At 44.4% G+C, this 711-nt stretch carries 2 protein-coding genes; both read left to right on the top strand.

All coding sequences use genetic code 11. From position 1 onward, the window contains the following. On the top strand, nt 1–337 hold a 337-nt coding region (locus tag ACTRWI_RS22560), incomplete at its 5' end, for a helix-turn-helix domain-containing protein (protein ID WP_499133922.1). Beyond that, a partial coding sequence (locus tag ACTRWI_RS22555) for a transposase (protein WP_499133923.1) occupies nt 315–711 on the top strand: 397 nt, incomplete at its 3' end. The genes ACTRWI_RS22560 and ACTRWI_RS22555, both read left to right, overlap by 23 nt.

The raw sequence follows: 711 nt of genomic DNA, 5'->3' as shown, positions 1-711 counted from the left end.
CAGAACTAGTGTGAATAAATGGGTACAAACATTCCTCGAAGAAGGGCTTGAAGGGTTGCAAGAAAAACCAAGAACGGGTCGCCCAGCATTCCTCAACACTCAGCAACGTGAACAGCTTAGCCAGTATATAAAGGCACGTGCCGAAGATTCATCTGGGGGGAGGTTAACTGGTACTGATATTCATGCTTATATCGTCAAAGAGTTTGGCAAACACTACCATCCAGATTCTATCTACTATTTGCTTAATCACATGGGCTTCTCTTGGATAACTTCACGCTCTAAGCACCCTCGCCAATCCCAGCAAATCCAAGACGATTTTAAAAAAATTCAAAATTGAAACGATCCTTAAGATCCCTGGTCATATAGGGCTCGATAACGTCGATGTCTGGTTTCAAGATGAAGCAAGGTTTGGCCAGCAAAACACGACAACTCGACTTTGGGCTAAACGTGGCTCAAGACCAAGAGCGGTAAAACAGCAGCAGTTTGAATATGCGTATTTGTTTGGCTCAGTATGTCCCGCTAGAGGTATTGGCGAGGCGATGGTCGTTCCTTGGGTTAATAAGGACATTATGGTTGAGCATCTTAAGCAGATCTCCGCGATGACCGAAAAAAGTCGTCACGCAGTGGTCATTATGGATGGTGCTGGTTGGCATACAAATGACATTGCAGAACAGTTTAGTAATGTCAGTATCATCAAGCTCCCGCCATATT

It is taken from the genome of Pseudoalteromonas sp. G5_S1_14_S5, from assembly GCF_054968605.1.
This window is presented reverse-complemented; position numbering and strand designations above follow the sequence as displayed.